This window comes from Oceanobacillus iheyensis HTE831, assembly GCF_000011245.1.
In the GTDB taxonomy this organism is placed as follows: domain Bacteria; phylum Bacillota; class Bacilli; order Bacillales; family Amphibacillaceae; genus Oceanobacillus; species Oceanobacillus iheyensis.
This window is the reverse complement of the sequence record NC_004193.1, coordinates 3,589,404-3,615,994: the sequence shown is the minus strand read 5'-3', so window position 1 is coordinate 3,615,994 and position 26,591 is coordinate 3,589,404. Positions and strand designations below refer to the sequence as shown.

The 26,591-nt window shown below is 36.6% G+C and carries 30 protein-coding genes; 27 read left to right on the top strand and 3 right to left on the bottom strand.

All coding sequences use genetic code 11. The features are described 5' to 3' along the window. The first annotated feature begins 35 nt into the window (after positions 1-35). The 14 genes from OB_RS17725 to OB_RS17665 all read left to right on the top strand — a co-directional run bounded on the left by OB_RS17725 (position 36) and on the right by OB_RS17665 (position 11,067). Complete coding sequence (locus OB_RS17725) at positions 36-239, top strand: DUF951 domain-containing protein (protein WP_011067879.1); 204 nt, start codon at positions 36-38, stop codon at positions 237-239. A gap of 217 nt (positions 240-456) precedes the next feature. After that, positions 457-1,557, top strand: coding sequence for a redox-regulated ATPase YchF (gene ychF / locus OB_RS17720; RefSeq protein WP_011067878.1), 1,101 nt, complete (start codon positions 457-459; stop codon positions 1,555-1,557). A 191-nt stretch (positions 1,558-1,748) separates the two neighbouring features. Then, positions 1,749-2,036, top strand: coding sequence for a 30S ribosomal protein S6 (rpsF, locus tag OB_RS17715; protein WP_011067877.1), 288 nt, complete (start codon positions 1,749-1,751; stop codon positions 2,034-2,036). A gap of 15 nt (positions 2,037-2,051) precedes the next feature. After that, positions 2,052-2,537, top strand: a complete 486-nt coding sequence (gene ssb / locus OB_RS17710) for a single-stranded DNA-binding protein (protein ID WP_011067876.1) — start codon at positions 2,052-2,054, stop codon at positions 2,535-2,537. A gap of 64 nt (positions 2,538-2,601) precedes the next feature. Next, positions 2,602-2,832, top strand: a complete 231-nt coding sequence (gene rpsR, locus OB_RS17705; RefSeq protein ID WP_011067875.1) for a 30S ribosomal protein S18 — start codon at positions 2,602-2,604, stop codon at positions 2,830-2,832. A gap of 199 nt (positions 2,833-3,031) precedes the next feature. Continuing rightward, positions 3,032-4,015, top strand: coding sequence for a LacI family DNA-binding transcriptional regulator (locus OB_RS17700; RefSeq protein WP_011067874.1), 984 nt, complete (start codon positions 3,032-3,034; stop codon positions 4,013-4,015). A 6-nt stretch (positions 4,016-4,021) separates the two neighbouring features. Continuing rightward, a complete protein-coding gene (locus OB_RS17695) occupies positions 4,022-4,777 on the top strand; it encodes an SDR family oxidoreductase (RefSeq protein ID WP_011067873.1) in 756 nt (251 codons plus the stop codon). A 124-nt stretch (positions 4,778-4,901) separates the two neighbouring features. Continuing rightward, complete coding sequence (locus OB_RS17690) at positions 4,902-6,218, top strand: ABC transporter substrate-binding protein (protein WP_011067872.1); 1,317 nt, start codon at positions 4,902-4,904, stop codon at positions 6,216-6,218. A gap of 73 nt (positions 6,219-6,291) precedes the next feature. After that, positions 6,292-7,617: a carbohydrate ABC transporter permease gene (locus tag OB_RS17685; protein WP_011067871.1), complete on the top strand. Its 1,326-nt coding sequence runs from the start codon at positions 6,292-6,294 to the stop codon at positions 7,615-7,617. A gap of 13 nt (positions 7,618-7,630) precedes the next feature. After that, positions 7,631-8,452 carry a carbohydrate ABC transporter permease gene (locus tag OB_RS17680; protein WP_011067870.1) on the top strand — a complete coding sequence of 274 codons (822 nt, stop codon included), beginning with the start codon at positions 7,631-7,633 and terminating at the stop codon, positions 8,450-8,452. 23 nt (positions 8,453-8,475) lie between these two features. Further along, positions 8,476-9,558 (top strand): Gfo/Idh/MocA family protein, encoded by a 1,083-nt coding sequence (locus OB_RS17675; RefSeq protein WP_011067869.1) that lies wholly within the window; start codon positions 8,476-8,478, stop codon positions 9,556-9,558. 78 nt (positions 9,559-9,636) lie between these two features. After that, positions 9,637-10,014 (top strand): Gfo/Idh/MocA family oxidoreductase, encoded by a 378-nt coding sequence (locus OB_RS18710; RefSeq protein ID WP_231846974.1) that lies wholly within the window; start codon positions 9,637-9,639, stop codon positions 10,012-10,014. A 7-nt stretch (positions 10,015-10,021) separates the two neighbouring features. Then, entirely contained in the window at positions 10,022-10,582 is a 561-nt protein-coding gene (locus OB_RS18705; RefSeq protein ID WP_231846973.1) for a Gfo/Idh/MocA family protein, read from the top strand. 161 nt (positions 10,583-10,743) lie between these two features. Next, a complete protein-coding gene (locus OB_RS17665) occupies positions 10,744-11,067 on the top strand; it encodes a hypothetical protein (RefSeq protein ID WP_011067866.1) in 324 nt (107 codons plus the stop codon). A 58-nt stretch (positions 11,068-11,125) separates the two neighbouring features. Here OB_RS17665 and OB_RS17660 read toward each other — a convergent pair whose 3' ends face one another. After that, positions 11,126-11,638 (bottom strand): DUF6141 family protein, encoded by a 513-nt coding sequence (locus tag OB_RS17660; protein WP_011067865.1) that lies wholly within the window; start codon positions 11,636-11,638, stop codon positions 11,126-11,128. Between the two features lie 169 nt (positions 11,639-11,807). On the opposite strand from OB_RS17660, the gene OB_RS17655 reads away from it, so the two are divergent. Together OB_RS17655 and OB_RS17650 are read left to right on the top strand one after the other, a co-directional pair. Further along, positions 11,808-12,308: a GNAT family N-acetyltransferase gene (locus OB_RS17655; RefSeq protein WP_011067864.1), complete on the top strand. Its 501-nt coding sequence runs from the start codon at positions 11,808-11,810 to the stop codon at positions 12,306-12,308. A 43-nt stretch (positions 12,309-12,351) separates the two neighbouring features. Beyond that, positions 12,352-12,837, top strand: a complete 486-nt coding sequence (locus tag OB_RS17650) for an 8-oxo-dGTP diphosphatase (RefSeq protein WP_050750229.1) — start codon at positions 12,352-12,354, stop codon at positions 12,835-12,837. Between the two features lie 106 nt (positions 12,838-12,943). Here the strand turns inward: OB_RS17650 and OB_RS17645 are convergent, their stop codons facing one another. Then, the gene (locus tag OB_RS17645) at positions 12,944-13,429 is read right to left on the bottom strand and encodes a DUF1189 family protein (RefSeq protein ID WP_011067862.1); all 486 of its coding nucleotides are present in this window, start codon (positions 13,427-13,429) and stop codon (positions 12,944-12,946) included. Between the two features lie 256 nt (positions 13,430-13,685). Here OB_RS17645 and OB_RS17640 point away from each other — a divergent pair, with 256 nt between their 5' ends. The 4 genes from OB_RS17640 to dnaB all read left to right on the top strand — a co-directional run bounded on the left by OB_RS17640 (position 13,686) and on the right by dnaB (position 18,612). Further along, positions 13,686-14,618, top strand: coding sequence for a YybS family protein (locus OB_RS17640; protein ID WP_011067861.1), 933 nt, complete (start codon positions 13,686-13,688; stop codon positions 14,616-14,618). Positions 14,619-14,657: 39 nt separating this feature from the next. Continuing rightward, on the top strand, positions 14,658-16,634 hold the full coding sequence (locus tag OB_RS17635; protein ID WP_011067860.1) for a DHH family phosphoesterase: 1,977 nt from the start codon (positions 14,658-14,660) through the stop codon (positions 16,632-16,634). Then, positions 16,631-17,077: a 50S ribosomal protein L9 gene (gene rplI, locus OB_RS17630; RefSeq protein ID WP_011067859.1), complete on the top strand. Its 447-nt coding sequence runs from the start codon at positions 16,631-16,633 to the stop codon at positions 17,075-17,077. Before OB_RS17635 ends, rplI begins: the two co-directional genes overlap by 4 nt. A 170-nt stretch (positions 17,078-17,247) precedes the next feature. Next, on the top strand, positions 17,248-18,612 hold the full coding sequence (gene dnaB, locus OB_RS17625) for a replicative DNA helicase (protein ID WP_011067858.1): 1,365 nt from the start codon (positions 17,248-17,250) through the stop codon (positions 18,610-18,612). A 255-nt stretch (positions 18,613-18,867) separates the two neighbouring features. Here the strand turns inward: dnaB and OB_RS17620 are convergent, their stop codons facing one another. Beyond that, on the bottom strand, positions 18,868-19,290 hold the full coding sequence (locus OB_RS17620) for an organic hydroperoxide resistance protein (protein WP_011067857.1): 423 nt from the start codon (positions 19,288-19,290) through the stop codon (positions 18,868-18,870). 122 nt (positions 19,291-19,412) lie between these two features. Between OB_RS17620 and OB_RS17615 the strand changes: the two genes are divergently transcribed. From OB_RS17615 to yycF, 7 genes are all read left to right on the top strand, one after another. Then, complete coding sequence (locus OB_RS17615) at positions 19,413-19,847, top strand: MarR family winged helix-turn-helix transcriptional regulator (protein ID WP_011067856.1); 435 nt, start codon at positions 19,413-19,415, stop codon at positions 19,845-19,847. A gap of 209 nt (positions 19,848-20,056) precedes the next feature. Next, positions 20,057-20,620, top strand: coding sequence for a DUF2812 domain-containing protein (locus tag OB_RS17610; RefSeq protein ID WP_041544392.1), 564 nt, complete (start codon positions 20,057-20,059; stop codon positions 20,618-20,620). A gap of 345 nt (positions 20,621-20,965) precedes the next feature. Continuing rightward, positions 20,966-22,165: a quaternary amine ABC transporter ATP-binding protein gene (locus OB_RS17605; RefSeq protein ID WP_011067854.1), complete on the top strand. Its 1,200-nt coding sequence runs from the start codon at positions 20,966-20,968 to the stop codon at positions 22,163-22,165. Then, positions 22,158-23,018: an ABC transporter permease gene (locus OB_RS17600; protein WP_011067853.1), complete on the top strand. Its 861-nt coding sequence runs from the start codon at positions 22,158-22,160 to the stop codon at positions 23,016-23,018. Before OB_RS17605 ends, OB_RS17600 begins: the two co-directional genes overlap by 8 nt. Positions 23,019-23,095: 77 nt before the next feature. Beyond that, the gene (locus OB_RS17595; protein WP_011067852.1) at positions 23,096-23,989 is read left to right on the top strand and encodes a glycine betaine ABC transporter substrate-binding protein; all 894 of its coding nucleotides are present in this window, start codon (positions 23,096-23,098) and stop codon (positions 23,987-23,989) included. A gap of 315 nt (positions 23,990-24,304) precedes the next feature. Continuing rightward, on the top strand, positions 24,305-25,594 hold the full coding sequence (locus OB_RS17590) for an adenylosuccinate synthase (protein WP_011067851.1): 1,290 nt from the start codon (positions 24,305-24,307) through the stop codon (positions 25,592-25,594). 295 nt (positions 25,595-25,889) lie between these two features. Beyond that, the gene (yycF, locus tag OB_RS17585; RefSeq protein ID WP_011067850.1) at positions 25,890-26,591 is read left to right on the top strand and encodes a response regulator YycF; all 702 of its coding nucleotides are present in this window, start codon (positions 25,890-25,892) and stop codon (positions 26,589-26,591) included.

Below are 26,591 nucleotides of genomic sequence, written 5' to 3'. Positions count from 1 at the left end.
AATTGCTATAATGGTATTAAAAAAAGGAGATACGCATGATGGACAAGGAATTCGGCCTAAATGATGTTGTTCAAATGAAAAAAGCACATCCTTGTGGAGAGAATCGTTGGAAAATTATCCGAATGGGTATGGATATTCGGATTAAGTGCTTAAGATGTCAACATAGTGTAATGATTCCTAGAAGGGATTTCACTAAAAAAATGAAGAAAGTACTAGAAAAAGGAAACAACCAGGAATAAATATTTAGATAAAATTGACTAAAACTCTAGAAAAATAGTATAATAGGTGTATATAGAGAAGTGTTTTTTTAAAATGTATTAGGGTAAAGCAAAAACGGGCGTGGATTCATGCCTGTTTTTGTTTTTTACTTGCTTGTTTTTTTTATGTCTAATATCTATAATTGGATTAATGAAAGCCTTCATATGAATGGAATCCTTAAGGAGTGGAAAAAGAAATATGGCATTGACAGCAGGAATCGTAGGTCTTCCGAATGTTGGGAAATCAACGCTTTTTAATGCGATTACACAAGCTGGAGCAGAAGCTGCAAATTACCCATTTGCAACGATTGATCCAAATGTAGGGATCGTGGAAGTACCTGACGAACGATTAAATAAATTAACCGAACTTGTAAATCCAAAGAAAACAGTACCTACTGCATTTGAATTTACAGATATTGCAGGAATTGTAAAAGGCGCTAGTAAAGGAGAAGGTCTTGGAAACCAGTTCTTATCTCATATACGTCAAGTAGATGCAATCTGTCAGGTTGTACGTTGCTTTGAAGATGAGAATATTACGCATGTTTCTGGTAAGGTGGACCCGATTGATGATATCGAAATTATTAATTTGGAATTAATTTTAGCAGATTTAGATACCGTTAATAAGCGATATCAGCGTGTAGAGAAGCTAGCTCGACAAAAAGATAAAGACGCTGTAGCAGAGCAAGCAGTCTTAGCTATAGTGAAAGAGGGCTTAGAAAATGATAAGCCTGTTCGTGCATTAGAGTTCTCAGAAGATCAATGGAAGATTGTGAAAGGTTTGCATTTACTTACTAGTAAGCCAACATTATATGTTGCAAATGTAAGTGAAGACGAAGTCGCAGATCCTGATGGGAATGAATATGTACAGAAAGTAAAAGCGCATGCTGCAGATGAAAATGCAGAAGTAATCATTGTTTGCGCTCGTATCGAAGAAGAAATTGCAGAATTAGAAGCGGAAGAAAAAGAAGAATTCCTAGAAGATTTAGGAATTGCGGAATCTGGTTTAGATCAACTTATTAAAGCATCTTATAACTTACTTGGACTAGCTACGTATTTTACTGCTGGAGAACAAGAAGTACGTGCCTGGACATTCCGTAAAGGGATTAAAGCACCACAAGCAGCAGGAATTATTCATACAGACTTTGAAAGAGGATTTATTCGTGCAGAGACCGTTTCCTATACAGATCTTGTGGAAGCTGAAAACATGACAACGGCAAGAGAACGTGGAAAAGTTAGACTTGAAGGAAAAGAGTACATCGTAAAAGATGGCGATGTTATTCATTTCCGATTCAACGTATAATATTTAATTAACCTAGAAATTCCCATTTAAAATAGCGTAGATTAGTTTTTCGAGCACTTGTCAAGGAATACATTATTTGATATAATACTACATTGTGAGTAATTAGAATTTGATTATTCCTTGCTCTTATGAGGATCGTAATCGTACTTTCCAATAATAAGGGCCGCTAAGACCAAAAGGAGGTGTAACGGATGAGAAAATACGAAATCATGTATATCATCCGCCCAGACATAGAAGAGGAAGCGCAAACTGCTTTAATCGAGCGTTTCAACACAATTCTAACTGATAATGGCGCGGAAATTGATAAAGTTGACGAAAAAGGCAAGCGTCGTCTTGCATACGAAATCAACGATTACCGTGATGGATACTATGTAATTATTAACTTCAGAGGTAGCGAAGAAGCAATTAATGAATTTGACCGCCTAGCGAAGTTCAACGATGACATTATCCGTCATATGGCTATTAAAGATGAACAATAATAAGGAGTGGTTCTGATGTTAAATCGTGTCGTACTGGTAGGCAGGTTAACGAGGGATCCTGATTTACGCTATACACCAAATGGGGTTGCAGTTGCCAATTTCAACATTGCTGTAAACAGACCTTTCTCGAATCAGCAAGGAAATCGCGAAGCAGACTTTATCAATTGTGTGATTTGGCGACGTCCAGCTGAAAATCTAGCCAATTATATGAAAAAAGGAAGTATGGTTGGTGTTGACGGCCGAATTCAAACGAGAAATTTTGAAGGCCAAGATGGAAAAACTGTCTACGTTACTGAAGTAGTAGCAGATAGTGTTCAATTCCTGGAAACAAAGGGTTCTCAAGGTGGACAGGATTCATCTGGAGGTTACCAGCAAAACAGAAATCAGAACCAATATCAAAATCAAAACCAATATGCATCTAATCAGAACCAAGATCAAGAGGACCCATTTAAAAATAATGGTGAACCAATTGATATCTCTGATGATGATTTACCGTTTTAATATAATGTTTGTTCAAAGAGGATAAACTTTCAAATCTAATTTTTAAGTGAAGGAGTGTATTAATATGGCAGCTCGTCGCGGACGTGCAAAACGTCGTAAGGTGTGTTACTTCACAGCGAACGGAATTACGCACATCGATTACAAAGATGTTGATCTATTAAGACGTTTCATCTCTGAACGTGGAAAAATTCTTCCTCGTCGTGTGACTGGAACTTCTGCAAAATATCAACGTAAATTAACAATCGCAATCAAACGTGCTCGTACAATGGCTTTATTGCCGTACGTTGCAGACTGATTAATAAAAACAGCACTATTTAGGTATTTACCTTTTAGTGCTGTTTTTTTATGTCTCCATAATATTTGTTGGGTTAAAAGAAAAACAGGAAGTTATACATGTTCACCTTGATGTATTAGAGAAAATTTAAAATTGAATTGACAACAATGTGTGAAAAAAGTAAAATTTTTGTAATCGATTACAAAAAAGGAGGGATTCTTTGACAACGATTCTAGAAGTAGCAAAAAAAGCTGGTGTTTCTGTAGCAACTGTTTCTCGCGTCCTTAATAATCGTCATCAAGTGAGAGAAGTGACTCGATCAAAAGTTGAGCAAGCGATTGTAGCGTTGAATTATGAGCCAAGTGTCTTAGGTAGAAATTTACGTAATTCAGAAAGTCGCTTATTATTAGTTCTTATTCCTAGTATCGCCAACCCATTTTACACAGAAATTATTAATGGAATTGAAGATTCTGCGATTAAAGAAGGATATAACATTATGCTATGCGAGACGGACTCTAATCCACAACGAGAAGCAATTTATTTTAACCTAGTTCGAAATCGAATGGCTGATGGGATTATTTTAATGGATCCTACGATTAATCGGAATAATGTATTACAGCTAGCAAATCAACATCCAATAGTACAGTGTAGTGAATTTGATAAGGACGGATTAATTTCCTATGTATCCATCAATAATGAATTAGCTGCTTATCAAGCAGTAAAACATTTAATTAAAATTGGTAGACAAAGAATCGCCCTTATAAACTCAGAGGAAAAATTTTTGTATGCCAGAGAACGTCGAGCTGGGTATGAAAGGGCTTTTCGAGAATATGGTCGATCTGTCAATCCCAGTTATATCTATAATATAAACGGTTTAAGCTTTGAAAATGGACAACAAGCGATGCGAATGCTGTTGGAGCAAAAAGAAAAGCCAGATGCCGTTTTTGCTGTATCAGATATTTTTGCAATAGGTGCATTGAAAGAGATACATGAGGTTGGTCTTTCTGTTCCAGAAGAAATTGCCATTATAGGGTTTGATAAGATTAGTTTTTCTAATATGACATATCCCACATTAACGACAATAGCTCAACCGATGTACCGCATGGGAAGTATATCCGCAGAGATGATAATCGCAAAAATTCGTGGAGAGAAGGTAGAAAGTCGTTTATTAGAACATGAATTAATTATTCGAGAGTCTACATAGGAGGAGATGAAAATTACCAAACAAATAGCAGTTGTTACAGGAGTAAGTCATGGAGATGGTATTGGGGCTGCGACATGTAGAAAGTTGGCTGAACAAGGTAATTCCATCTTTTTTACGCATTATCAATCGGAAGATGATTGGGTTCATGCGTTTCAAGAAGAAATAAAATATAAAGGTGTTGCGTGCGAGTCGATGGAAGTTGACTTATCGGAAATACATTCCTATAAAAATATATTGAATACGGTCACCAGTAAAATTGGAATGCCGTCTATTCTAGTCAATAATGCGGCACATTCTACTCGAGATGGTTATAAAAAACTTACACCAGAGATTATTGATAAACACTATCAAGTCAATATGCGCCAAACGATGATGTTAAGTGTAGCATTTGCACGCCAATTCAAGCCGGAGGATCCTAACCAAAAAGGAAGAATTATTAACCTGACATCTGGTCAATTTCAAGGTCCAATGATCGATGAACTTGCATACGTAGCTACAAAAGGGGCTATATCAGCATTTACATTGTCACTATCGGCAGAAGTTGCCCACTTAGGTATTACAGTTAATGCAGTAAACCCTGGTCCTACCGATACAGGATGGATGAACGGAGAATTAAAAAAAGAATTGGAATCAAAATTTTTATCCGGAAGAGTTGGGCAACCAATGGATGCAGCAAAATTAATCGCATTTTTAGCTGGTGAAGACGCAGCGTGGATCACAGGGCAGGTAATTAATTCAGAAGGTGCTTTTTTGAGGAAATAATCTTAAAATTTAAAAATCATGTTGACAAGTTCAAGAGAAACGTTATAATAAACTAAAATGTAAACGATTTCATTTTACAAACTATTTTGTACAATGGAGTCAAAAAATAAAAGGGGGATTTAAGTTGAAATTAATGAAACGTATGCTTGGAATCTTGTTATTACTTGGTTTGGCGTTAGTTCTAGTAGCTTGTAATAATTCATCACCCGATGAGTCAACAGATGAAAACGATTCAAATAACAGCGAAGAAGCAAAAGGCGAAGAAGAACAAGTAACGATTGTCTATGCAAGAGGAGTCGATACAACGCCTGCTAGTGATGCTGTTATCAAAGCATTTGAAGAGAAATTCCCGAATATAAAAGTAGAACAACGTGAGATGCCATCTGATACTGGTCAATCCCATGATCAATATGTGACCGCATTCAGTTCTCAAAGTGCAGAAATAGATGTGTTTAATGCTGATGTTATTTGGCCAGCGGAATTTGCACAAGCAAATTATGCGTTAGAGTTAGATCGTTTTATTGAGAAAGATGGAATTAACTTGGAAGAATATTTTCCTGGTACAGTACAGGCTGGGAAGTTTGATGGAAAGCAATGGGCAATGCCGCAGTATACAGACGCTGGGGTCTTTTATTACCGTACAGACATTGTAGATACTCCTCCAGAAACATGGGATGACTTAATTGCTCAATCAGAGGAATTAAAAGGTGAAGAAGGAACAGAGTTTGGATACTTAATGCAAGCTGCTCAATACGAAGGACTAATTACAAATGCAATAGAATTTATTGCTTCATATGGTGGAGAAGTGGTTAATGACAATAATGAAGTTGTCGTAGATAGTCCAGAGACAGTGAAAGCTTTAGAAAAAATGAAAGAGGTAGTTGGTTCTGATTTTGTACCGTCCAACATCCTTAACTTTATGGAAATTGAAACAGAAAATGCATGGATTGAAGGAAAATCAGTGTTTGCTCGAAACTGGCCATATTTGATGTCTTCTTCTAATGATGAGGAACGTTCAAATGTGGTAGACAATGTAGAAATGACAACTATGCCAGCAGGAGATGAGGGTAGTGCTTCTGCTCTAGGTGGATGGATGACTATGATTAACCGTTACTCTGAACATCCAGAGGAAGCTTGGGAATTTGTTAAATTTATTTCTGGACCAGAAGGACAAAAGATATCTGCACTTGAAGGTGGTCGCGCACCAACGATCGAAGCACTTTATGACGATGAAGAGGTGCAAGCAGTAAGTTCGTTATTTGCTAATCCTGAATTTAGAGAAGTATTACAGACAGCGGTTCCGCGTCCAGTAACTCCAATCTATCCGGAAATATCTGATATTATGCAAATTGAAATCTCAAAAGTGTTAACAGGAGATCAATCAGCACAAGATGCCGCTACGAATATGCAAACAAAAATGGAAGCTGCCATGAATGAATAAAATGAAAGTTAATAAGGCAAGGTGGGAATTCTCTCATCTTGCCTTTCTAGATAGTAAGTAAAGGAGGTACAACATGAAGAAAAATAAACGTGGCTTCCAGCTTAATGAGAAACAATTAGGGTACGCAATGGTTTTGCCGTCATTAATTCTCGTTTGTATCGTTGTTCTTTGGCCAGTTGCACAATCATTTTATAACAGTTTATTTGATTATCGATTAAATGATCCAAATCGATCCGAATTAATGCTTAGTGCCAATATAGACTTAGAAAGATATGTAGATAACCAATTTTACTTAGATAACCAATTAGAAGATTTGACAATGCAGGTAGATAGTGATGCAGGAGCAAAGATTGAAGAAATGAAAGAAGGTATTAACCATCATCATGAGCAGCTGTTATCAGATGAAGAGACAAAACAAAAAGTAGAAAAAGTCGATGAGTTATTGATGAATTATCAGCCTGTGACAGATTCTGAATTAAAATATCAGAAGATAGACAGTGATTTTGCAGATCGTTATCGAGAGGAATTGTTACAGTATCAAGCATCACTGATGGAGATCGCAGAATCAACAGCAGATGAAACCTTAAGTCAAAGTATTGAACAAACTGCAGATTTAACAGGTGCTACTGGCGAGACAATTTTACAGTCCAACTTTATTGGATTGAAAAATTATGGGAAGTATCTCCAGGATAATAGAATGTGGGGAGCTTTATGGAATACAACATTTTTCACCGTAATTACAGTAGCTTTAGAGCTAGTGATTGGCGTCTGTATTGCCTTATTAATTAATCGTGCATTTAAAGGGCGGGGTATCATACGGGCTTCCGTATTGATCCCATGGGCGATTCCAACAGCAGTAGCAGCAATGATGTGGGGCTTCCTCTTTGATGGACAATCTGGAATTGTTGCCCATTATTTAGAAGCATTACATATCATTCCAGACGCCTCGTGGCTATTATCCACATCAGATGGTGGGATGTTCTCGATTATTCTCGCAGATGTATGGAAAACAACACCATATATGGCTTTGCTTATCTTAGCGGGATTACAAACGATACCCGAATCGTTGTATGAAGCGTCGGATGTAGACGGAGCAAATAAATTTCAACAATTTTGGAAGATTACATTACCATTATTAAAATCTTCTATTCTTGTAGCTTTATTATTTAGAACGTTAGATGCTTTTCGAGTGTTTGATTTAATCTACGTATTAACTGGCGGTGGGCCGGCAAATGCTACTGAATCTATATCGGTTTACGCGTATAAAACCTTGTTTGCACAGCAAAATTTCGGAGAGGGATCTGTCTTATCTGTCATCGTTTTCCTATTTGTAGCGATTATTAGTTTCATTTATGTCAAATTAATTGGATCCGACTTGTTTGCAGGTAGAACGAAGTGAGGAGGAGAATAGCATGAAAAAAAGAGGCACCGTCGGTTTTTATATATTCTTAGTAATTTTTGTGTTTTTAGTGATGTTTCCATTTATTTGGGTTTTCTTAACCTCAATAAAACCAGTTAATGAAATTTTTTCCTCATTTAAATGGTTTACTAGTAATCCAACATTATCATCCTATGAAGCTGCATTAACAAATCGTCCATTACTAAGATACATGTTAAATAGTTTTGTGGTCTCCTTGCTAACGACGGTATTATCACTAACCTTCGCAGCATTTACGGCTTATGCCGTTACAAGACTACCAATCAAAGGAAAAGGATTAATCTTAGGCTTGGTTTTAGCTGCATCGATGTTTCCTCAGATTGCAATCATATCACCGATGTTTAACTTAGTAACAAATCTTGGTTTAAGAAACAGTTATCTAGGGTTAATTATTCCATATATCACCATTAGTTTACCGTTAGCGATATGGATTCTTTCTACTTTCTTTAAGAAAATCCCGTATGAATTGGAAGAGTCTGCGAAACTAGATGGAGCTAGTCCGTTTCAGACGTTTCGAAAAATCATCTTACCTCTTGCAACACCAGGTATATTTACTACGGGAATTCTCGTATTTATCGCTGCGTGGAATGAATATCTTTTTGCGTTAACGATTAATAGTGATGACCAGTGGCGAACAGTACCTGTTGGGATTTCTATGTACCAAAGTGAATTCTCCATTCCTTGGGGGGATATTTCTGCGGCCACGGTTATTGTAACAATACCCATTGTAGTACTTGTGCTGATATTCCAGCGTAGAATTGTTTCGGGATTAACGTCAGGGTCTGTAAAGGAATAAAAACAGAAGGAGATGGATGTAACATGACTAGAACCATTCAAGTAGGGATTATTGGTTGTGGTGGTATTGCTTTTGGAAAGCATTTACCAAGTTTATCAAAGCTGAACCATGTTAAAATAGTTGCTTTTTGTGATATTGATAGGGAAAAAGCAGAGCGTGCGGCAAAGGAGTATGGAGGAGAAGATGCTGTAATTTATGAAGACTACTCTCAGTTAATTGAGCAGTCCTCTGTGGAGGTAGTTCATGTATGTACCCCGAATAACTCACATGCGGAGATTAGTATTGCAGCATTACACGGAGGCAAGCATGTGATGTGTGAAAAACCGATGGCAAAAACAGCGGAAGAAGCCAAGGCAATGATAGATGCAGCTGAAAAATGTAATAAGAAGTTAACAATTGGCTATAACAACCGTTTCCGTACGGATAGTCAATATTTAAAAAAAGTATGCCAACGTGGAGATCTTGGTCATATTTATTTTGCAAAAGCACATGCCATTCGCAGACGTGCTGTACCAACGTGGGGTGTGTTTTTAGATGAAGAAAAACAAGGCGGTGGACCATTAATTGATATTGGTACACATGCACTCGACCTTACGCTTTGGATGATGGATAATTATGAACCAAAATCAGTTATGGGAACAACACATCACCTATTGGGTAAGAAGAAAGACGCAGCAAATCCGTGGGGAACATGGAATCCAAATGAATTTACAGTAGAAGATGCGGCATTTGGTTTTATTACAATGAAAAATGGTGCCACGATTATCTTAGAATCGAGTTGGGCACTAAATTCGTTGGACGTCGATGAGGCAAAATGTTCGCTAAGTGGTACTGAAGGTGGAGCTGATATGAAGGATGGACTGCGCCTCCACGGTGAGGACTTAGGTGAACTATACACGAAACAAGTAGACCTTGGACCAGGCGGTGTCGCTTTTTATGATGGTAATACAGAAAGTGATGCAGAATTAGAAGCAAGGCTGTGGATTGAATCGATTATTAATGAAAAAGAGGCAACAGTGCAGCCGAAAGAGGCACTAGTTGTTACCCAAATTCTAGAAGCAATCTATCAATCTGCGAAAACGGGGAAAGCAGTATATTTTGATTAGAGGAGTTGAAGGAATATTATACGAGTCGCGTTATTAAGTCGATGGCATGTGCATGCGAATGACTATGCAAAAGAAGCTATGGAAAATCATGACATTCAAATAAAAAGAGTATGGGATGATAATGTAGAAAGAGGTAAACAATGGGCAAAAGAGTTAGGTGTTCCATTTGAAGAGAATATTGATACTGTATTGAAAGACATTGATATTGATGCGATTATCGTCACTACCTCTACTAACTTACACACAGAAATAATATTGAAAGCATGTCAGTATAAAAAACATATATTTACAGAGAAAGTACTCGCATTATCTGTAGAAGAAAATGAAGAAATATGGAAGGCGAAGATGGAATCCGAAGATGGAATCCAATGTTCAGTTGATGGTTTCGTTACCGAGACTAACGGAAAAAGAGTTTCTATGTGCGGAAGACGTATTAAAAAAAGGTTGGCTTGGTAGCGTAACGATGATTCGATGTCGATTAGCACATGGTGGCGCCGTAATTCCTGATGGTGTAGAAAAAGGATGGTTGCCTGATCGTTTTTTTGATAAACAATTGGCTGGAGGAGGTTCTTTAGTAGATTTAGGTGCGCACCCAATTTATCTAACCAACCGTCTTATGGGAAATCCTATATCGGTATATGCCCATTTGCAATCCATAAGTGATCAATATGAAGTGGATGACTCTGCAGTTGTGACAGTAGAATACGAGTCAGGAGCGATTGGAATAATCGAGACTAGTTTTTTATCTCATGGGAGTCCCTTTCAGTTAGAATTATATGGTACAGAAGGAACACTCTTAGCAGAAGATGGAAAAGTAAAAATCAAGTGTAAGCAATACGAGGACGATGGATGGTTGGAACTAGAAGCACCAAAACAAGTAGCATCGCCAATGAAACAATGGGCTGATGCTATCCAAACCAATAGTACGCCAACCATTACCAAGGACGATTTTTTACAATTAACCGTAATCAACCAGGCTGCTTCTCTATCACATAAACAAAAGAAACGAGTAGAAATTCGTTGATAGTATTAAAGAAAAATGAGTACTTTTAAGAGAGGTGCTCATTTTTTGTTTAAGTATGTTAATAAAATAGTATAAATTTCTTATTTTTTGTTGTGTCAAAGTAAAAATATGGTAATATATACTTATAAAATAGAAATATATGGAAGTGAGGTGAGAGTAGGATGTTATTGTCAGGTGTATTGAAAATTGTTGGTTCTGGTTTCGAATTTATTTTAGGGATCCCTGCTTTAGGTGGATCTATAATATTAGCTCTTTATTGGACACCGCTATTATTTATGTTAGTTTATCATATTATTACATTAGTTTTTTCAAAGAACGCTAATAAACCGATATGGGGACCAGTTGTTGGTATCATCGCTAGCACAGTAGGTTTTATTCCTGGTCTAGGAATGATGCTACATTGGGCTGCTTTTATTTGTCTATTAATTGATGGAGTTTTAACAATTACAAAGTCAAAAGAAAAGGTAGCACAAGATGTTGCATAAATGGCCACTATTTTCCGAAATACTTTAAAGTAGTTCGGATTTTTTTATAATGCAAATCTTATTCTTTCTCTATTACCGAGTCCAGCACTCTTTTGAATTCCTCGGTTTTTTGGGTTCCAATAACTACTGTTCCGTATTTTAGTTTCAACTCTATTCCCTTCTTGCCTTTTACGTTATAAGCGGTTTCTCCAGCTGTATTAAATCGAATTCCCCATCCTCCAAATCGCTTGATAGGACTGTAGGTAATACTTTCGTAATGCTGTATATCTTTGAAAAGGAACGTTCTATATTGGAGATGAAAAGGAAAGAAACGAATATAAATACCATCGTTACGTACTTCGGTTTCAAGCTTCAAAAATAAGAGAATAAATACAGGGAAGATAATACCGAAGAGCCCCCAAAAAGCGATTACAACTGCGTCCGGTGCGGGGTTACTTCCTACGGTTTTACCGAATATAATTTGTTGTATAAAGTCATACCACATTAATGAAGCACTAAGTAAAATGGATATCCAAACCCAAATTTGCCGAAAATGCTGTATTTCATGAAATGAATTCTGGTTAACTCGCATGTACAACACCTCCTTTTTATTTAATATAGTAGTGTTATCTATAGTTTACTAAAAAAATGTTAAAAGTATCTTAATATAAATTTAATATATCGAATTCACTAAATATTCTATCCGTATTTATATGGAAATGATATATTAAAGACGATAATTATGTTTTGGATGTGAAAACATGCTACAAATCAATCGATTAACATTTCGCCCTTATCATGATAACGACTTTCCTTTTCTGCAATCTCTATTACAGGATCCAGAAGTAGTACGCTTTATTGGAGATGGGAACGTAAGAGACGATAAAGCTTGCAACGATTTTCTCCAATGGATTTATGATACATATAAAAATGGGAATGGTCTTGGCTTACAAGTTCTTGTAAATAAACAAAATGAACGGGTCGGACATGCCGGGCTTGTCCCACAAACTGTAGAAGGAAAAAACGAGATTGAGATAGGATATTGGATTGCTAAGAAGCATTGGGGAAAAGGGTATGCGACAGAAGCAGCACTAGCATTGTTCGCATTTGCACGGAAAAATATAGAGGTTGATCGTGTTATTTCTTTAATACAACGTGAGAATACTGCATCACGTAACGTAGCGGAGAAACTAATGATGAAAATAGAAAAAGAAATTATCCTAAAAGATAAACATGTATGTGTGTATTCTGTTCAACTATAACTCGTTTTATTAATATAAGCTTAGACGATAAAGGGACGGTGCGATGAAGATGAATATCAATTATCATTTCTGGAATTTCGTAGTTATCGTGGATTCACATAATAATATCCTCTTGCTCGAAAGAAATAAGGGAGATCTTGATGGGTATGTTCCACCGGGAGGGAAAGTGGAGTTTCCGGAGACATTTGAAGAATCTGCAAAACGTGAAGTTTATGAAGAGACGGGCTTAATACTAGACCAATTGGAGCTAGTAAGTATATCTGGTTATATAAATGAACAAAAACGTGAGCAGTTTGTGTATTTGGATTATTTTTCGAATGATTTTTCAGGCGAGGTAATAAAAGCTGGGACGGAAGGGAGATGTCTGTGGCATCCTGTTGATCGCTTGGATGAGTTATTGATTCATCCTGATATAAAAGTTCGTATTCAACATATACTAGCAAAGGATTCTTTTGAATATCAGATTTATTGGAATGAAAGAAAAAATAAACCTTCTGAACGTAGGCTAACCGTCAACCATCGCCAATAAGGGTAAAGGAATGAAATCATAAGAGGATTCATTCCTTTTTTTGTGAGGAAGAGAATGCGCGATTTCGATCTGTTGTTAATGTAATCTTGGTAAAATGAATGAATAATTATGACTTTCTTCGTTTTGGGTAATGCTGAATCATAATGAACAATAAGCCTAAACTAAATATAAATGTGTAAAAGAGAAAGGAATCATTGACCTGCCAAATTGTGGAAATCATGGTGAATAATAAAAACGGAATCGTAACAGTACATGCACTCATTTTCCAAAGCAACCCATAGGTTAATTTACGATTCATAAGATGAGTGATTCCTTTTCCTACATAAGCAATTATTGAAATAGCAATAAAGACAAAAACGGTCATAATTAAATAATAGAACATAAAGAAATAGATAAACTGAAATATGATATGCATTTCTGCACCAACACCAGTAGGCTGATTTAATCGATTTATCCATTCCGGTATCGATACAATCGCTAACATGATAATTAAATACAATATAATCATGTCCATTCCAATTCGATTTAATTGAAACATGGCTTGTTTTTGCGGTAATTTTATACTGTGTTTTAATATTTCAAGGAAAATCATCTGAGCCATCCTTATAATCAAAGTCTGTTTTATTTCATTATAATAGATGAACGATCAAAAAAGGGAATAAAAAGTAGAAATTGTTAGCAGGTTTGTGACAAAAAATGTCAATAATTGTAGAGCATATGAAAAGATGCAAGTATTTCCCGGGAAATACGTTGGTAACAAGATTCGACAAGCCTTCAAGAGAAAATCATGTTATCATTATATAATATGCCATTAGACATAACACTATAGTTAGAACGAGGTGCATGAAATGAATCAATCCAAACAAATAAAAGATGGAGCATTGATGCTATTTATATTTACAATCATCTTAGCTTCTTTCTTATTTTTACCTATTATAGCAATATTTGTATTACCAATACCTTTTGTTCTATTTACAAGAAAGTATGGAATGAAGTCAGGATTTGTGATGTTGGCAATCGCTTTATTGATATCCTTGCTTATCATGACAATTATTGCAATACCATTAGTCGTGATGATGGGTCTTGGTGGAATAATGATAGGAAGTGCAATGTATAAAGGAGTTACTCCATATGATACACTAGCTCGAGGAATATTTGGTTTTATCATGGGGATTTTGTTTACCTTTGGATTCACACAAGTATTCTTGGATGTAAATTTAGTAAATCAATTCCAAACAGTTGTAGAAGATTCTGTTGAAACAAGTACTGCATTTATTGAAGAGATGGGACTTGCAGAACAATCAGAGCAAATTCTGGAAGTTGCAGAGACACAAATACAAATGATGACAGAGTTACTCCCATCTTTCTTAGTAGCTGCTGCAGCAATTCTTGCATTGGTTGTTCAATGGTTAAGCTATAAAATTATTAATCGAACAGATAAGCAGAAGCTTCGTTTTCCGCCAATACGTGATATTAGATTTCCAAGCTCGATTATTTGGATCTACTTTTTAGCGTTTATTGTATCTCTATTTAATCAGGAACCGGGTACGACATTGTATGTCGGTTTACAGAACCTATTTTTTATTGTTGGAATGTTATTAGCAATACAAGGGGTTTCTTTTATCTTCTACTATGCACATGCAAAAAAGATGTCAAAAGCAATTCCGGTTATAATTGTGATTCTTACATTGGTATTCCCACAATTTCTTCTTTATTTCATAAGAATCTTAGGTATAATTGATGTAGGATTTAACTTAAGAGATCGCTTAGAGAAGAAGTAAACCAACAGAAACTTGTAGGTTTTGAAGGAGCTGAAAGCTATGCCAGATTTACACAATAAGCCAGCACTAAGCAAACATGTATGGGTAGTATATGCAATATCCATTATTTTGCTTGTGGCACTCTGGTATTTCCAATGGATTATCGGTCTTGTTATGACCATCGTTTTGGCTGCTTCTTTTTATTACAGTATTCGAACCGAACAAATTCTTCTGGATGAAGCAGAAGAGTATATATCAACGATTTCTCATCGAGTAAAAAAAGTGGGTGAGGAAGCGTTATTGGAAATGCCGTTTGGTATTGTACTATTTAATGATGACTTTCAAGTTGAATGGTCCAATCCATATATGAATCAATTCAGTGAAGACAGAGAAACGCTTGTAGGTAGATCCTTGCATCTGTTATCTGAAGACCTCATACCGATGATCAAGGAGAATAAAGATGAAGTATGGGTCGAGCTTGCAGGATATACGTTTTTAACGGTCATAAAAAAAGAGGAAAAGCTTCTTTATTTTATGGATCGCACGGATCAAGAAGCATTAAAACAACGATATCATAACGAACAGACAGTGCTTGCAATTATATTCTTGGATAATTATGAAGAAATCACACAAAACATGGATGATACCGCAAAGAGTCAATTAAACTCTCAAGTAACAACCATTTTAAATAACTGGTCGAGCCACTATGGCTTATATTTAAAGAGAACTTCTCAAGAACGTTTTCTAGCGGTAGGAACGAAAAAAATACTACAACAGTTAGAAAAGGTTAAGTTTGATATTTTGGATGAAGTCCGGGAAATGGAAGGTGTCGAAAACAATCCTGTTACATTAAGTGTTGGGATTGGTGTCGGAAATATGACACTTCCTGAACTTGGAGAAGTTGCTCAATCTAGTTTAGATTTAGCATTAGGCCGAGGCGGCGACCAAGTAGCTATTAAAGATGAACAAGGGAAAGTGCGTTTTTATGGTGGTAAAACCAATCCGATGGAAAAACGAACCCGAGTTCGAGCAAGAGTTATTTCCCATGCATTGAAAGAACTTGTTAAAGCCAGTGATAATGTAATGATCATGGGACATAAATCCCCCGATATGGACTCGATCGGAGCGGCAATAGGCGTCATGAATATTGCCAAGACAAATGGAGTTCCTGGATATATTGTTTTTGATGAAAACGATATGGAAACAAGTGTAAATCGTATGATGGATACAATACGCTCTGATGAAAGTCTGTGGGATAACTTTATTGACTTGGAAGAAGCCGAGGAAAGAATGACACAACGCAGCTTACTCGTGATTGTTGATACACATAAACCAAGTATGGTCGGCTTCGAAAGCTTATTGAATAAAACCGATTATAAAATTGTAATTGATCATCATCGTAGAGCAGAAGAATTTATTGATAATCCGACGTTAGTATATATGGAGCCATATGCATCATCCACAGCTGAATTAGTAACCGAACTACTTGAATATCAGCCAAAAGGAACGAAATTGAAGATGTTAGAGGCAACAGCGTTACTGGCTGGTATTATCGTCGATACGAAGAGTTTCACGCTGCGTACAGGTTCTAGAACCTTTGATGCGGCATCCTATTTGCGAGCACAGGGCGCGGATACAGTCTTAGTGCAACGTTTCTTAAAAGAAGACTTAGAATTATATATTGAGAGAAGCCAAATTATCGAGCGTTCTGAAATAATTCATGGACATATTGCGATTGCAAAGGCTCCAGAAGGAAATTCCTATAGTCCAGTATTAATCGCACAAACGGCAGATACATTACTGACTATGACTGGGATAAGCGCATCATTTGTTATTTCCGAGCGGTTTGATGGTAAAATAGGAATAAGTGCAAGGTCACTTGGTGATGTCAATGTACAGGTAATTATGGAGAAAATGAACGGTGGCGGTCATTTAACGAATGCTGCTACGCAAATAAATGATACGACTATTGAAGAAGCAGCAGCAGATTTAATAGAGATTATTGATGAATATGAAGAGGGGAGAGCATCAGAATGAAAGTAATCTTCTTAAAAGATGTTAAAGGAAAAGCAAAAAAAGGCGATGTAAAAAACGTACCAGATGGTTATGCGCGTAACTACTTGTTAAAAAATAACTTAGCAGAAGAAGCAACTTCTGGAAACATGAAAGCTTTAGAAGCAAAAAAACAAAAAGCAGATCAACTAGAGCAGAAGGAAAAAGAAGATGCGATTAACTTAAAAGATAAACTTGCTGAAATTGCAGTAGAATTAGAAGCAAAATCAGGTGATAATGGACGATTGTTTGGTTCGATCACAAGTAAGCAAATTTCAGAAGCACTGCAAAAACAATTTGGTCATAAAATTGACAAACGTAAAATTGAACTTGATGAACCAATTCGTGCATTAGGATATACCACTGTACCAGTGAAACTTCATCCAGAAGTTTCAGGGTCCATCAAAGTACATGTAGCAGAGAAATAAATAAGATGAAATGATAAGAGAAATCGGCATGCTAGACGCCGATTTCTTCGTTATCTTAATAAATATAATTTTGGTGAAGTGTGCGTAAACGATCGAAATATTTCATGCGGACACTACTTGCCATATCGTTTTTTAGCGATGGTTTTAATTGTTATTAGGAGGAGAATGCGATGAGTGCATCGTGGAATGATCGTACGCCGCCACATAATATCGAAGCAGAGCAATCGGTACTAGGTGCGGTTTTTTTAGAGCCGCAAGCCTACGTAACCGCATCAGAGACGTTGATTGCCGAAGACTTTTACCGGGCCAGTCACCAGCGAATATTTGCAGCAATGATGAGTTTATCCGATAAAGGTGAACCTATTGATGTTATAACAGTGACAACATTTTTAAATGATCGGAAGCAATTGGAAGAAGCTGGTGGTGTTACTTATTTAACCCAGCTAGCAGAAAGTGTTCCAACAGCTGCAAATATAGAGTACTATAGTAAGATTGTAGAAGAGAAGTCTACTTTACGCAGTTTAATTCGTAAAGCAACAGACATTGTGACCTCTTCGTTTGAAAAAGAGGACGAAGTAGAAGATGTATTAAATGACGCAGAGAAAAGTATTTTGGAAGTGTCTGGGAGAAAAAACTCTGGTGCTTTTAAAAATATCAAAGATGTCTTAATCGATGTGTATGATAATATAGAACAATTGCATCAACAAAACGGAGATGTAACCGGAGTACCGACAGGATTTCAGGACTTAGATCGTATTACATCTGGTTTCCAGCGAAATGATTTAATTATTATTGCTGCTCGTCCTTCGGTTGGTAAGACGGCATTCGCCCTGAACGTAGCCCAAAACGTTGCAGTAAAAACGGATCAGAATGTGGCCATCTTCAGTCTTGAGATGGGAGCTGACCAATTAGTGCAACGTATGCTTTGTGCAGAAGGGAATATTGATGCACAACGTCTTCGAAATGGACAACTCCAAGCAGATGATTGGGGCAAGCTAACCATGGCCATGGGCTCCCTATCCAATGCGGGAATTTATATAGATGATACACCAGGCGTACGGGTGAATGAGATTCGTTCTAAATGTCGTCGTCTTAAGCAGGAGCATGGACTTGGTATGATCTTAATCGATTATTTGCAATTGATTCAAGGAAGTGGAAGTTCGAAAGAGAATCGACAGCAAGAGGTATCTGAGATTTCACGTGCATTAAAAGCATTAGCAAGAGAATTAGAAGTCCCTCTTATCGCTCTTTCTCAGTTATCTCGTGGTGTAGAATCACGACAAGATAAACGACCGATGATGTCTGATATTCGTGAGTCTGGAAGTATTGAGCAGGATGCAGATATTGTAGGCTTCCTTTATCGTGATGATTATTATGATCAGGAGACAGAAAAACAAAATATTATAGAAATTATAATTGCAAAACAACGTAATGGCCCAACAGGAACGGTAGAACTAGCCTTTGTAAAAGAATATAATAAATTCGTTGATTTGGACCATCGATACCAGGAAGGAGATATCCCTCCAGCGATGTAATTATCCGTGTAAGTTGAGGCTCGGAACCTGGTCAAAAGCCGAATGAAAGTTAGAATAAGCGCAGTATATTTCTGAAGTGGTTTTTCAAAGCTAATCATTCTGATTTATCTTTTGCATGAATACTTTTGTCCAGCTTCTTTTTTTATAATCAACTGAAGGTTCCTTAATAATAAATTGGAAATAGTACGTGATCATATTTACGCTAGAAAAACACACCCTAATCACGCGAAGGATTTGGGTGTGTTTTTACTATAATTATTTTCCAATTGCATTTTTATTAACTTCTACATTTCCCTCAATGGCACGGGAGTAAGGGCAAGCTTTATGGGCTTTATCCATTAAATCTTCCGCTTCCTCTTGTGTTACACCTTCTATTTCTGCGATTAAGTTCACGCTCAGACCAAAGCCGCCAGTTTGCTTTTCAATGCTTACCTCTGCGGTTACCTCAGAAGTAATTTTTTTCTTTGCTTGCCCAGCAACCATTTGCAGTGCACTGTCAAAACAGGCAGCGTAGCCTGCGGAGAAGAGTTGCTCTGGGTTAGTAGTACCTTCTTTTTCGTTTCCACCCAACCCTTTTGGTAAAGATAACGCTAAATCTAATGTACCGTCAGATGACTTCACTGTTCCTTGGCGACCGCCAGAAGCAGTAGAAGACGCCGTGTATAATGCTGATCCCATAATCAAACACTCCTCTTTGTTATTTAAGTTTTGAACAATTAAATTGTACACAATTTAATTGGGTTTCGTCAACTACTATAATTTTATTGAACTTGTTATAATAAGTGTAGGAGTGATTAATAATGGCAAATGATATATTAAAACTAGATAATCAAATATGCTTTCCGTTATATGCAGCGACTCGAGAAATGACAAAGCGATACCGTCCATTGTTAGAAGAGTTAAACGTTACTTATCCGCAATATATCGTCTTACTTGTTCTATGGGAAACAGATCGAATCTCTGTAAAAGCATTAGGTGAAAGACTTTTGTTGGACTCAGGTACATTGACACCAATGCTGAAACGGATGGAAGAACATGGCTTTATACAGCGTATGCGGTCAAAAGAAGATGAACGTATTGTTGAGGTCGTCTTAACAGAGCAAGGAAAACAAGCAGAAAAACAAGCGGAAAAAATTCCAATTAAGTTTATTGAACAGACGAATTTAAATGAAGCAGAGGCAGTGCAACTCAAAAAAATATTATTTAAAATGCTAGGTAATGAGCCACGAGCGTAATAAGAGGTAGAAATAATATATCAATTTGCAGTGCATGATATTCGAAAAAATCGAACGAAGCCTAGATATCCGATAAGTGGTATCTAGGCTTTTTTATAAAAAGATTTAAAAATCTCAAATGATTAGTCAGAAATCATAATAATAGGGTATAAGAAACTATAAAGGTCATATATCTTAATAAAACTACGATTGATAGAGGGGTTGTTGAAATGATAAACAGATGGAAAGAAATATTGAAGCGTATTAAATTTATAATAAGTAACCCATTTATTTTTGCTGAGAATCGAAGTGTCGACAAACTTGAATCTTTAGCAAAAGAAGGGTGGCAAGTTAAGAAAATAATGTTGGGCGGCCTTGTATACATATTAGAAGAAGTAGAGCCTACAACAATAAGATATCATTTCGATTCTCACCCAAATCCGACGAATGACTATTATCATGCATTCGAAATAGCGGGGTGGAAATTAGCGGATACTACTAATAGTTTACACTTGTTTTATGCTCCTGCTGGTGTAGCTAGGCTAGAGAGAAATCCAGAAAAATTACAAAGTCGTTTTCATAAAGAGAGCTCCTATTTGGGCAAATATAGTATTGGTATTTTTATTGCATTATTTTTTGTTTTTCTCGGTTCGGTATATATTGAATGGAATATAGTGAGGAATATGTTAATTGGTGTACTTAGTATTTTATTTATCGGGTTTGCGGTGACTTTTACACCATATGCAATTTATAAATGGCGCATGCAAAAATTACGGAATACCGATACAAATTAATAGAAAGTAACAAAATTACAGTTATATTACAAAAATATGTTTCATATTTCAAATGAAGGGAAGTATACAAGAGTATTCGGGCGATATAATATGAATGTCTTTATTAAGTTAGATACAGATATAATTTTAATACATTAGTACAAGAGAAGCGCTTTTTTTGTATTTGTTTGAGAATTAGAATTTGTATTATAATAGCGAAAGTGCGTTCATAATGGACGGTATCATCCATATTGAAACAAAAAATAAATGAGTCCAAAAGATTCATTTATTTTTATTTATCACACATATGATCGTTTAGTAATATGTAAATTTACCCAAAAATAAATAAGAAATAGAGGTGAAACCATGCCAGTAGTTGAAACAAAAGATTTATCTAAAATCTTTGGAAAAAATATAAAGCAGTCTATAAAAATGCTTGATCAAGGACTAACAAAAGAAGAAATCCTTAAAAAAACTGGCAATACGGTTGGGGTGAACCGTGCTAGCTTCTCTGTAGAAGAAGGAGAAATATTTGTTATTATGGGGCTTTCAGGTAGTGGTAAGTCTACATTAGTTCGCTTATTAAATCGTTTAATAGAGCCAAGTGAGGGTTCTATCCTTATCGAAGGACAAGACTTAGCGAAAATGGATAAGAAAGAACTTCGTCAAGTTCGTCGAGAAAAATTAGGAATGGTTTTCCAGCAATTTGCATTGTTCCCTCATCGAACAATTTTGCAAAATGCAGAATTTGGATTAGAAGTTCAAAAAATAGATAAACATGAACGCCATAAACGTGCGGAAGAAGCATTGAAATTAGTAGGATTGGGTGATTATATTCATCAAAAACCAGGTCAATTATCTGGTGGTATGCAACAACGTGTTGGGTTGGCGCGTGCACTTGCTAATGATCCGAAAGTACTTCTTATGGACGAGGCATTTTCTGCCCTAGATCCATTAATTCGTAAAGAAATGCAGGATGAATTAATTGATTTACAATCTTCCATGAAGAAGACCATTATCTTCATTACACATGATTTGGATGAAGCACTACGCTTAGGAGATCGAATTGCATTAATGAAAGATGGTGCAATTGTTCAGATTGGTTCTCCAGAAGAAATCTTAATGAATCCAGCGAATGACTATGTTGAAAAATTCGTAGAAGATGTAGATCGCTCTAAAATCCTAACTGCACATCATATTATGAAGCGTCCAGAAACAATAAATATAGATAAACATGGTCCGCGTGCCGCTCTTGAAAGAATGCGAAAAGAAGGTATTTCGAGCATTCTTGTCGTAGATGGAAAACGCCGTCTAAAAGGGTATGTAACTGCGGATGATGCATCAGCAGCAAGAAAACAAGAAAGCAATAGTATCGAAGACATTTTGAAAACGGATATCCTAAAAGTAAGTCCGGATACTGCTATGCAGGAAATCTTCTCAATGATTTATGATTCACCTGTTCCGTTAGCAGTGGTAGATAAAGATGATCGTTTAGAAGGTATTATCGTTCGTGGAGCTGTGCTTGCCGCTCTTGCTGGAGATGGAGAGGTGAATACAGATGAGTAATGAAAGCATGCTTGATATTGTACCAGAAATACCATTATCACAATGGACAGAAACAACAACAGAATGGATTCAAGAGAAATTTGCATTTATTTTCGAACCATTGAAGACATATTTTGGCGATTTTATGGATTATGTATCAGAGGAATTACTTGTAGGAATTCCACCCGTACTATTTATCCTCATTGTTGCCGTAATTGCATTTTTTGTATCGGGTAAGAAATTTGGATTAGCGGCCTTTTCGATTGTTGGTCTTTGGTTTGTATATAACCAAGGTTTATGGGATGCGCTAATGTCTACCGTTACCCTTGTATTATTAGCAAGTTTATTATCCGTTATCGTTGGTGTTCCGATTGGAATACTGATGTCAAAGAGTAAGATAGCGAATACCATATTCACACCAATTCTAGACTTTATGCAGACGATGCCAGCATTCGTATACTTAATTCCTGCTGTAGCATTCTTCGGAATTGGTATGGTTCCAGGTGTGTTTGCATCACTAATCTTTGCAACACCACCAACCGTTCGTTTTACGAATTTAGGTATTCGTCAAGTATCGAAGGATCTTGTAGAAGCATCAGATTCATTTGGTAGTACAGGAACTCAAAAACTATTTAAGGTTGAATTACCAATGGCGAGATCGACGATTATGGCTGGGATTAACCAGACTGTAATGTTAGCACTATCCATGGTTGTAATTGCATCGATGATTGGTGCACCTGGATTAGGAAGTCAGGTACTTTCTTCTCTACAACGTGCTTCTGTAGGACCTGGTTTCGTAGCAGGTATTGGAATTGTTATCTTAGCGATTATTATTGATCGTATTACGCAAAATATGAACAAAGAAAAAGAATAACCTTGTGGGTCACCTCTTTTCATGTATTTCATGACGAGAGTCTATATAACTAATCTATACTAAAAGGAGAGATTTTTATGGCTACATGGAGCTTAAAACGTGCAGGTCTAATTTCAGGACTAGCATTATCATTATTTGCAGCAGGTTGTGGAAGTGACGATGGTGAAAATAGTGGTGAAGGAGATTCTGCTGAAGAAAATAAAGAAATTGAATTAGCATACGTGGAGTGGGATACGGAAGTAGCATCTACACACGTAATTGGTAAAGTACTAGAAGACTTAGGTTATGAAGTGGAATTAACACCACTAGATAATGCAATTATGTGGGAAGCTGTTGCTAATGGTGAAGCTGACGGAATGGTTGCAGCATGGTTACCAAATACTCATGCTGAGCAGTATGAATCGTATGGCGATCAAGTAGAAAGTCTAGGTGTAAACTTAGAGGGAGCGAAAATTGGTCTAGTTGTTCCTGAATATATGGATGTTAATTCTATTGAAGATCTTTCTGACGAAGCTGGACAAACAATTACTGGTATTGAGCCAGGTGCAGGTGTTGTTGCCGCATCGGAAGACGCTGTAGAAACATATGATAACCTAGATGGTTGGTCTGTTCAGACTTCTTCTAGTGGTGCGATGGCTACTGCTTTAGGTAGTGCAATTGACAATGAAGAAGAAATTATTGTAACTGGTTGGTCTCCACACTGGAAATTCCAAGCGTATGACTTAAAATATCTTGAAGATCCAGAAGGCGTATTTGGTGACGCTGAAACCATTGAAACTATGGTTCGTGAAGGTCTAGAAGAAGATATGCCAGAAGCATACACAGTACTTGATAACTTCCAATGGGATACTGCAGCGATGGAAGAAGTAATGCTTAATATCAGTGAAGGTGCTGATCCAGAACAAGCAGCTGCTGATTGGGTAGAAGCGAATCAAGATAAAGTAGATGAATGGACAAAAGATGTAGAGTAAGATAAGACTGTCGTAAAGGGTTTCTATTATCAATATGGTAATAGAGGCCCTTTTTTTATGTTACATATACGGTGATCTTCCGTACATTAACTATATAAAACAAGAAAATGTTCGTATTTTGCATTGACGATTTCGTATGGTATTGATAAAATGACTATTGGTTAGAATAAAAGACAAATAATTTATCATGGTGAAGTAAATTTTGTAAAGTCCACTTTTACACATATATTTTTCAGAACCAAGAGTGGACGAATAATACGAATATAAGTCGCTATGAGAATTAAGTATATAATTAATTCATTATGGAGGTGCACTATGTCCTCAGTAGTTGTTGTAGGTACCCAATGGGGAGATGAAGGGAAAGGGAAGATTACAGATTTTCTTTCTCAAAATGCAGAAGTAGTCGCAAGATATCAAGGTGGTAATAATGCTGGACATACAATCAAATTTGATGATGTGACATATAAATTACATTTGATTCCATCTGGTATTTTCTTTGAGGATAAGATTTGCGTATTAGGTAATGGAATGGTAATTGATCCAAAAGCTTTTGTTGAAGAAGTTGCGTATCTTCATGAACGTAATGTATCGACGGATAATCTACGTATAAGTAATCGTGCTCATGTTATCCTTCCATATCATTTGAAACTGGATATTCTTCAAGAAGAAGACAAAGGTGCAAATAAAATTGGAACAACGAAAAAAGGAATTGGCCCTGCATATATGGATAAAGCGGCACGTGTCGGTATTCGTGTAGCGGATTTGATGGATAAAGATGCTTTCCGTGAAAAACTAGTACAAAATTTAAAAGAAAAGAATCGTCTATTTGAAAAGGTTTATGAAGCAGATCCTATTCAAGTAGAAGAAATTTTAGATGAATATTATGCGTATGGCCAGAAGATGGCACCTTACGTAACGGATACTTCGGTAGTATTAAATGATGCGATTGATGAAGGTAAGCGTGTGTTATTTGAAGGTGCACAAGGCGTTATGCTAGATATTGACCAAGGAACATATCCGTTTGTTACTTCCTCCAACCCAATTGCTGGTGGAGTAACGATTGGATCTGGAGTAGGACCTACAAAAATTAATCACGTCGTTGGTGTATCCAAAGCATATACAACTCGTGTAGGAGATGGACCATTCCCGACTGAGCTTCATGATGAGATCGGTAATCAAATTCGTGAAGTTGGACGTGAATATGGTACTACGACTGGACGCGCTCGTCGTGTTGGTTGGTTTGATAGTGTTGTTGTTCGTCATGCTCGTCGAGTAAGTGGTATAACGGACTTATCTTTAAACTCTATTGACGTATTAACAGGTATTGAAACACTGAAAATCTGTGTTGCCTATCGTTATAAAGGGGAAATCATGAAAGAGTTCCCAGCAAGCTTAAAAGTCCTTGCAGAATGTGAACCGGTATATGAAGAAATGCCAGGTTGGCAAGAAGATATTACAGGAGCGAAGAGCTTAGACGATCTTCCGGAGAATGCACGTCACTATTTGGAAAGAGTATCTCAATTAACAGAGATTCCGTTATCTATTTTCTCTGTTGGACCAGATCGTTCTCAAACAAATGTTGTACGTAGCGTGTATCGTCCATAATAGAATAAACAAAACGATTTAACAAAGATCACTTAAGAAGCTGTAGCCAATCTAGTTGTATTGGTTATAGCTTCTTTTTGAGTATACTTCATTTACATTTGTTACACGTGAAACAATGATAATAAGTTAACTAGATGAAGCATTTTAATGAAAAAACGCATGATGATTGGCAAGAAAATAATGGGACATTTTGTAAAAGACAAATTATTATTCAGTGGACAAGACATTAATGTCATTTTGCGTTAAAATAGAAGAAAAGTTTGTGTAACTTTTGGATGAAAAGGATGTGGCTAAAATGAGTCAAAAAATACTAGTAGTAGATGATGAGCAGCCAATTGCAGATATATTACAATTTAACTTAGAAAAAGAAGGCTACCAAGTTGTCGTAGCGAATGATGGAGATACAGCAATAGAATTAGCAGAAAGTGAAAAACCGAACCTAATTCTGTTAGATATTATGCTTCCGGGAAAAGACGGGAATGAAGTATTAAGAGAAGTAAGAAAAACACAAAACATACCTGTAATCATGCTTACAGCAAAAGATGCAGAAATCGATAAAGTATTAGGACTGGAGCTTGGTGCGGATGATTACGTAACAAAGCCATTTAGTAATCGAGAGCTTATTGCACGTGTTAAGGCGAATTTACGTCGTGAACAAGTACCTGATGAAACAGTGAAAACAACCAAAGACATCGTTATTGGTGATCTTATCGTACACCCTGATGCGTATGTTGTATCGCGAAAAGGCGAAGAAATTGAGCTTACCCATCGTGAGTTCGAGCTTCTACATTATCTGGCGCGTCATATAGGACAAGTAATGACAAGAGAACATCTATTAGAAACCGTATGGGGATATGATTATTTCGGTGATGTGCGTACAGTTGATGTGACTGTCCGTCGTCTTCGTGAAAAAATTGAAGAAAACCCAAGTAATCCTTTATGGATTGTGACCCGAAGAGGTGTGGGCTATTATTTACGTAATCCTGAGCAGGAGTAG